Annotated in this window: 8 protein-coding genes and 1 tRNA gene; 7 read left to right on the top strand and 2 right to left on the bottom strand. The window is 62.6% G+C overall.

The genetic code is table 11. The features are described from left to right. The coding region (locus EN969_RS12185; protein ID WP_164758232.1) for an MBL fold metallo-hydrolase at nt 1-752 on the top strand (752 nt) is incomplete at its 5' end. Nucleotides 753-890: 138 nt separating this feature from the next. On the opposite strand, the gene rpoH is transcribed toward EN969_RS12185, so the two are convergent. Further along, entirely contained in the window at nt 891-1,802 is a 912-nt protein-coding gene (gene rpoH, locus EN969_RS12180) for an RNA polymerase sigma factor RpoH (RefSeq protein WP_013529255.1), read from the bottom strand. Between the two features lie 201 nt (nt 1,803-2,003). Beyond that, nucleotides 2,004-3,044 (bottom strand): RluA family pseudouridine synthase, encoded by a 1,041-nt coding sequence (locus EN969_RS12175; protein ID WP_013529256.1) that lies wholly within the window; start codon nt 3,042-3,044, stop codon nt 2,004-2,006. 27 nt (nt 3,045-3,071) lie between these two features. On the opposite strand from EN969_RS12175, the gene EN969_RS12170 reads away from it, so the two are divergent. The 6 genes from EN969_RS12170 to EN969_RS12145 all read left to right on the top strand — a co-directional run bounded on the left by EN969_RS12170 (nt 3,072) and on the right by EN969_RS12145 (nt 6,237). Further along, nucleotides 3,072-3,455 carry a fimbrial protein gene (locus tag EN969_RS12170; protein ID WP_013529257.1) on the top strand — a complete coding sequence of 128 codons (384 nt, stop codon included), beginning with the start codon at nt 3,072-3,074 and terminating at the stop codon, nt 3,453-3,455. Between the two features lie 48 nt (nt 3,456-3,503). Further along, nucleotides 3,504-3,911 carry a VOC family protein gene (locus tag EN969_RS12165; RefSeq protein WP_063169153.1) on the top strand — a complete coding sequence of 136 codons (408 nt, stop codon included), beginning with the start codon at nt 3,504-3,506 and terminating at the stop codon, nt 3,909-3,911. Nucleotides 3,912-4,001: 90 nt separating this feature from the next. After that, nucleotides 4,002-4,076, top strand: a tRNA-Glu gene (locus tag EN969_RS12160). Nucleotides 4,077-4,324: 248 nt separating this feature from the next. Continuing rightward, nucleotides 4,325-4,501: a Flp family type IVb pilin gene (locus EN969_RS12155; RefSeq protein WP_063169152.1), complete on the top strand. Its 177-nt coding sequence runs from the start codon at nt 4,325-4,327 to the stop codon at nt 4,499-4,501. Nucleotides 4,502-4,775: 274 nt separating this feature from the next. Continuing rightward, a complete protein-coding gene (locus EN969_RS12150; protein ID WP_013529260.1) occupies nt 4,776-5,357 on the top strand; it encodes a VOC family protein in 582 nt (193 codons plus the stop codon). 22 nt (nt 5,358-5,379) lie between these two features. Continuing rightward, nucleotides 5,380-6,237 carry a glutathione S-transferase family protein gene (locus EN969_RS12145; protein WP_013529261.1) on the top strand — a complete coding sequence of 286 codons (858 nt, stop codon included), beginning with the start codon at nt 5,380-5,382 and terminating at the stop codon, nt 6,235-6,237. The last annotated feature ends 247 nt before the right edge of the window (nt 6,238-6,484 follow it).

The following is a 6,484-nucleotide window of genomic DNA, read 5'->3' as shown; positions in this document are numbered from 1 at the left end:
ATTTCGACGAGAAATCCGGTGCTACGGCAACGACGAATGCCGATATCCTGCTCGACTTCGTCAGCGAGCAGGGGCTGAGCGTCGAATGGATCCTCGACACCCATCCGCACGCCGATCATTTCTCGGCGGCGCACTATCTGAGGGAGAAGACCGGAGCGCCGACAGCGATCGGCGACAGGGTCGTCGACGTCCAGAATTTGTGGAAGGCGATCTACAACTGGCCGGATTTTCCCGCCGACGGTTCGCAGTGGGACAGGCTGTTTGGTGAAGGCGAAACCTTCACGGTCGGCACGCTTCCGGCCAAGGTGCTGTTCTCGCCCGGCCATACGCTGGCGTCGATCACCTATGTGATCGGCGATGCCGCCTTCGTCCACGACACGCTGTTCATGCCCGACAGCGGCACAGCGAGGACGGACTTTCCCGGCGGCAGTGCCGCGCGGCTCTGGCGCTCGATCCAGGACATACTGGCGTTGCCGGACGAGACGCGGGTGTTCGTCGGTCATGACTATCAGGCCGGCGGCCGCGAACCCTTGTGGGAAAGCACGGTCGCCATACAGAAGGCGACCAACACCCATCTTGCCGCCGTCCGCAGCGAGGCCGAGTTCGTCGCCCTGCGCGAAGCGCGCGACAGGACGCTGCCGATGCCGCGGCTGATCCTGCATGCGCTGCAGGTCAACATGAATGGCGGGAGGCTGCCCGAACCCGAAGCGAATGGCCGGCGGTATCTAAAGTTTCCGCTGGATGGGCTTTGAGAGATCGCTGCCGGCGAAGCTGCAATCTCCCCCTTGCAGGGGAGATCGGATGTCGCCTCCGCTTTCGCCAACCACACAAGAAAAAAGCGGCGCCAGTTTCCTGGCGCCGCCTTTAGATCTTGTTGCCTTTAGCCGGCTTTAGGCTGCGGGCTGCGCCTCAATGGTGCGCAGCGCCTGGGTCTGGCGCTTGGCGGCGGCCTTGACCGCATCCTGCACCTTCTCGAAGGCGCGCACCTCGATCTGGCGCACGCGCTCGCGGCTGATGTCGAATTCGGACGAAAGCTCTTCCAGCGTCAGCGGCTCCTCGGCGAGGCGACGGGCCTCGAAGATGCGCCGCTCGCGCTCGTTGAGCACGGCAAGAGCGCCCGACAGCATGCCGCGCCGGTTTTCCAGCTCGTCCTGCTCGATCAGCATCTCTTCCTGGCTTTCGTGGTCGTCGACCAGCCAGTCCTGCCACTCGCCGGACTCACCTTCGCTCGCCCGGATCGGGGCATTGAGCGAGGCATCGCCCGACAGGCGGCGGTTCATCGACACCACTTCGGCTTCGGAAACGTTCAGCCTGGTGGCGATCTCGGCGATCTGATCGGGCTTCAAGTCGCCGTCGTCGAGCGCCTGGATCTTGCCCTTCACCTTGCGCAGGTTGAAGAACAGGCGCTTCTGGTTGGCGGTCGTGCCCATCTTGACCAGGCTCCACGAGCGCAGGATGTACTCCTGGATCGAGGCCTTGATCCACCACATGGCATAGGTCGCGAGGCGGAAGCCGCGCTCGGGTTCGAATTTCTTGACGGCCTGCATCAGGCCGACATTGCCTTCCGAGATCACTTCGCCGATCGGCAGGCCATAGCCGCGATAGCCCATGGCGATCTTGGCGACGAGCCTGAGGTGGCTGGTGACGAGCTTGTGCGCAGCGGAGGTGTCTTCATGCTCGGCATAACGCTTGGCGAGCATGTACTCTTCCTGCGGCTGCAGCATGGGAAAGCGGCGGATTTCTTCCAGGTAGCGGCTGAGGCCGCCTTCGCCGGAAACGATACTGGGTAATGACTGGGCCATGATAGCGCCCCCTCTCTATTGGAGTGATGCCCCCGAAACGCGGCGGGCATGTGACGCGAGCACCAAAAGGCTCGCCCGCGACATCGGATCTTATACAGGAACAAAACCAGAAAAGACAGGCATTTGTTCAACACGAAACAGTGTGTCACGGTGAAGTGAACAATGTCAGTCAGGTTTTTTGATGGCTTGTCGGTGACGGGTTCAGAGTTTGCGGAAGCCGCCGACGAGTTCCTCCATGTCCCTCGGTAACGGCGCCTCGAACCTCATCGTTAGATGGGTAGTGGGGTGGCGAAATGCAAGGAGCCAGGCATGCAAAGCTTGCCGGGGAAATGCCTTGACCTGGCTTTTCAGCGGTTCCGGCAGCCGGTTGGCCTTGGTGCGGAAGGCCTGGCCATAATCGGGGTCGCCGATCACCGGATGACCGATATGCGCCATGTGGACACGGATCTGGTGGGTGCGGCCGGTCTCCAGCCGGCATTCGACCATGCTGGCGGTGGCGAACTCCTGTTGGCTCTCGCCGAAGCGCTCCTGCACGGCAAAGTGGGTGACCGCATGGCGGGCGTCGTCGCGTCCTTCCGGCACCACGGCACGGCGCACGCGGTCGGCGGCGCGGCCGAGAGGCGCGTCGACCCTTCCGGTCGGCCTCTGCGGTATGCCCCAGACCAGCGCCAGATAGGCACGTTCGAGATCGCCGGTGAGGCCGTGATCGGCGAAAGCCTCGGAGAGTGACTTGTGGGCGCGGTCAGTCTTGGCGACCACCATGACGCCGCTGGTCTCCTTGTCGAGGCGGTGAACGATGCCTGGCCGCCGCACGCCGCCAATTCCGGAAAGGCTGTCGCCGCAATGATGGATCAGCGCGTTGACCAGCGTACCGGTCCAGTTGCCCGCTCCGGGGTGCACGACAAGCCCGGCCGGCTTGTTGATGACAATCAGCTCGTCGTCCTCATAAAGCACATCGAGTGCGATGTTCTCGCCCTGCGGCTCCGCCGGCTCCGGCTCCGGCATGGTAACCGACACGCTTTCGCCCGGCGCCATCTTGCGCTTGGTCTCATCGATCAGCTTGCCGTCGACCGAGACCGCGCCCTGCCTGATCAGCATCTGCACGCGGCTGCGTGACATGTCCGGACCAAGCCTTGCCGCCAGCCACTGGTCGAGGCGCTGACCGGCCGCGTCCGCATCCGCCACCAGCACGGTCGGTACCGCCTCTATCAATTCAGGGGCCTCTTCGTTATGAGCGCTCATTGAAAAACCGTTCCGGAACTGTTTGCCATGGCCAGCCCGATCGCCGAAGAAGACCAGGATAAGCCGCTCGACCCCGAGGTCGAAAAGGTGCGCAGGAAACTCGTCCGCTTCGTCGGGATCAATCTCGGCCTGCTGTTCCTCGCCCTTATGGTGGTGATCGGCGCCCTTGTCTACAAAGCGCGCAATGCACCGCCGGCGAACCCGCCGCTGGCCGGGGATATCCAGACACCCGCCGGCGAACCGGTCAGCGGCGACATCGTGCTGCCGGTCGGGGCCAAGGTGGTCAGCCAGTCGCTGTCCGGCAACCGTGTCTCGATCGACGCCGAGCTTGCCGACGGCAGCCGCACGATCTTCGTCTACGACATCACTGAGCGACGCCTGATCGGCCGCTTTGCGATCCGCAACAAGTGACCGAGCCGCAACGATGAACGGCAGCAGGCCCATGAGCAAGCCTCGGGGATGAGCGGGTTCGCCGAACATCGTCGCGTCGCCACGGTCGCCCTGGTCGTCGCCAATTATGACGAGGCGATTGCCTGGTATGTCGAGAGGCTGGGTTTCCTGCTCGTCGAAAATGTCGATCTCGGCGGCGGCAAGCGCTGGGTCACAGTGGCGCCGGCCAACGGGCAGGGCGCCAGGCTGCTGCTGGCCGAGGCTTCCGACGAGGCGCAAAGCAAAAGTATCGGCGATCAGACCGGCGGGCGTGTCTTCCTGTTCCTGGAAACCGACGACTTTGCCCGCGACCACGCGGCGATGCTGGAGAAGGGCGTCGAATTCCGCGAAGCACCGCGCTTCGAGCCCTACGGCACGGTGGCGGTTTTCGCCGATCTGCATGGCAATCTCTGGGATCTGATCGAACCGAAACGATAGGCTGACGGCCGGCTTTTCCTCGACCGGGGAAAGCGGCCTAACCCCAGTTGCTTTTTCCCAGCGCTCAGCCTATATCGCCGGTTCTTGAACGCGCCCATCGTCTAGCGGTCAGGACACCGCCCTCTCACGGCGGGAACAGGGGTTCGATTCCCCTTGGGCGTACCAAGTTTTTCGACAAATTTGCAGGATGCCGTCGATTTCGTTTCTGAAGTCGCGGAGCCTCGATACTGTGGCGTCCGGGAAACCCGCTCTGCACAGGTAGCCGCAGCCTTAAAAACTCCCAGTGGCACCAACCAACCCGGCCTTTATTTCATTCGTCTGGCAAATGTTAACGGACGCGAAACCGGAACCTTAACGTCCCCGCAACTCACGGCGAATATTAGTTTTCGCTTTAGTAGCTGTAGGAGGTTGAAATGCAGAAAATAGCTTATCGTTTCGCTTGGGACGAGTCTGGCGCGACCGCGATCGAGTATGGCTTGATCGCAGCTCTCATCGCGCTCGCGATCATCACCGGCGCCGGGGCGGTTGGCAATTCGCTCAACGGGATCTTCACGACCGTCGGCACTACGGTCAACAGCAGCGGCTCGTAAGTCGGTACATCAATTCGGTCGGCTATCGGCCGGATTCGCCGATCTCAGCCTCCAAAGCGCAGCGCGTACGTGCTTCCGATGCCGGGCATCGGAAGTGCGGACGGCGCACTTTCCATCGGTCGGCTTTATCCGTTGCGTCACCGCGTTCGTCGCTTCTGGCGCCGCGGAGCTGTTTGCATTAGCATCACGTCATGGATCCTGGGGTACGGCTCCAGCGGCGCGCAGAACGCCGCGCTGTCCTTAGGGCCAGTTGATCCATGGGGGAGGAAGGCCAATGCAGAAGCTGCAATCGCAGGGCGTCCATCACATCACGCTGGTCGGCGCCGGGCGCCAGACCTCTATCGATTTCTGGGAAGGCGTGCTCGGCATGCCGTTCATCTTCGAACAGCCCAATCTCGACAAGCCGAGGGAAAGCCACCTCTATTTCGATCCCGGCGACGGCCGGCTGATCACTATCTTCACCGACGAGAGCCGGACGCCGGAGAAGCGGCGCACGCCTACCGATCCGGGCTGTGTTCACCACATCGCCTTTTCGGTGTCGCGCGTCACCTTTCTGCAGGCGGTCTCCCGGCTTGACGAGCGCGGCATCAAGCACAGCGGCGTCAAGGATCGCGGTTTCATGGATTCGATCTATTTCGAGGATCCGCTCGGCCTGCTGATCGAGTTGGCGTCCTACCGCTTCGAACCGCCGGCGGGCTTCACCCATGCGGATGTGCTGATGGAAGCGCACAGGCTGCGGGTCGGGCGCGGCGACTACAACATCGCCGAAGTGCATCTCGCCGATGCGATCCAGACGCTCGTAGAGCGTTCCCGTGCCACTCTGTCGGACGATCGGGCGCCGAAGAACCCATACTGAACAGACCAGAGGGAGGAACAAGATGGCCAAGACAGCGACGAAGACTGCCGGGAAATCCGCGGCCAAAGCTGCCGCCAAGCCGGCGGCGAAAGCTGCGGCAACGCCAAAAGCCAAGGCGGCCGCCAAGCCTGCGGTGAAGGCGACGGCAAAAGCCGCGCCCAGGGCCAAGGCCAAGCCGGCCAAGAAGCCGGCGCTGAAGCTCAGCATGCTGAAGCCCAGCGTCAACAACATGACCGTGCGGGTGTTTGCGCGCGCGGCGGGTTTCGACCACGCCGAGACCGATGCCTGGGGCCACACCCGTTCGCCGGAGTTCATGGCGCGAAATCCCGCCCATTTGACACCGATGATCGAGGACAAGGGCCTGCCCAGAGGCGTGCTGTGGGAAAGCTGCGCTATCATGCAGTATCTCGCCAACAAGCACGGGTTGGAGAAATTCTATCCGAAGGCGCCGGCCAAGCGGGCGATGGTCGACAGTGCGATGTTCTACCTGATCGGCACGCTCTACCCCTATGTGGCGCGCGCCACCTATCCGGCGCTCGGCTTCCCGCACTATGCCGGCGAGGTCGGCCACAGCGACGCCCATCCCGACAAGAAGTCCGAAGCCCAGAAGGCGGCGATGGCGGCGATTGCCGAGCCGCTGGAGGTCTTCCACTCGTTCTTCAGGGACGGCAAGCCGTTCATCGGCGGCAAGCATCCGTCGATCGCCGATATCCGGCTGGCGGCGACGCTCGAATTTCTGGCCGTCATCGACTATGCCTTGCCCAAATGGGCGAAGGACTATGTGGCGGCGATTGAGAAGAAGCTCGGCAAGGCCTATAGCGAGCCGGCCGGCGACGTGCGCGGTTATATCGCCCATGTGAAGTCCCAGGCCAAGGCCTGAGCTTAAGGGTTCGTTAACCAAAGCCCTGTCTACTGCAGGCAATTCGCTTTCGGCCCGCGACCACGGATGTACTGGCGCAGAACGTCGCAGCGATAGGAAAGGTCGGCGCAATGCCGGCCTTTTGCTTTTCGCACGCTTTGTTCGACGCAATTCCCAAGGGAAAAGCGTTATGCGCTTTTCCGGGAGAACCGTTTCACACTTAACCGGCATTGCTTTATCGCCAGGCGCGATCGAGCAGCGATCAGAC

Source organism: Mesorhizobium sp. M7A.F.Ca.CA.003.01.2.1, assembly GCF_003998945.1.
GTDB lineage: Bacteria > Pseudomonadota > Alphaproteobacteria > Rhizobiales > Rhizobiaceae > Mesorhizobium > Mesorhizobium ciceri.
The sequence above is the reverse complement of the archived record's forward strand: the minus strand, read 5'-3'. Positions and strand labels throughout refer to the sequence as shown.

Coding starts and splice junctions, on each gene's coding strand:
- EN969_RS12150 (WP_013529260.1), top strand. CDS start 4,776: ATGCAGAAGCTGCAATCGCAGGGCGTCCATCACATCACGCTGGTCGGC.
- EN969_RS12145 (WP_013529261.1), top strand. CDS start 5,380: ATGGCCAAGACAGCGACGAAGACTGCCGGGAAATCCGCGGCCAAAGCT.
- EN969_RS12165 (WP_063169153.1), top strand. CDS start 3,504: ATGAGCGGGTTCGCCGAACATCGTCGCGTCGCCACGGTCGCCCTGGTC.
- EN969_RS12170 (WP_013529257.1), top strand. CDS start 3,072: ATGGCCAGCCCGATCGCCGAAGAAGACCAGGATAAGCCGCTCGACCCC.
- rpoH (WP_013529255.1), bottom strand. CDS start 1,802: ATGGCCCAGTCATTACCCAGTATCGTTTCCGGCGAAGGCGGCCTCAGC.
- EN969_RS12155 (WP_063169152.1), top strand. CDS start 4,325: ATGCAGAAAATAGCTTATCGTTTCGCTTGGGACGAGTCTGGCGCGACC.
- EN969_RS12175 (WP_013529256.1), bottom strand. CDS start 3,044: ATGAGCGCTCATAACGAAGAGGCCCCTGAATTGATAGAGGCGGTACCG.